Genomic DNA, 230 nt, shown 5'->3' with positions numbered 1-230 from the left:
TCTGGATTAGCTTGGTTGTAATCCAGAATGAATTTTGTTAAGGACAAGCCCCAATTCCAAGCATGACGGGCTACACCGCTATGCCTGGCAAATAACGTTTTTTGTTTGTTATTTGGTTTTAGCTCCGTTTGAAATGCTAAGATAGCCATACATTTATGTACAGAATCAATACGGACATGGCAAGACGAGAATGAAACTCCCCGAAAGAAAAAGATAGTGGATATCCACTG

1 protein-coding gene is annotated in these 230 nt (G+C 40.0%); it reads right to left on the bottom strand.

Annotated elements, in window-relative coordinates; genetic code table 11:
- Window positions 1–149, bottom strand: a 149-nt coding sequence (locus tag AS151_RS23300) for a helix-turn-helix domain-containing protein (protein WP_343327451.1), incomplete at its 3' end; no start/stop codon positions are given.
- Between the last annotated feature and the right edge of the window lie 81 nt (window positions 150–230).

The sequence above is a fragment of the Geitlerinema sp. PCC 9228 genome, from assembly GCF_001870905.1.
Classification (GTDB): Bacteria; Cyanobacteriota; Cyanobacteriia; order Cyanobacteriales; family PCC-9228; genus PCC-9228.
This window is presented reverse-complemented; position numbering and strand designations above follow the sequence as displayed.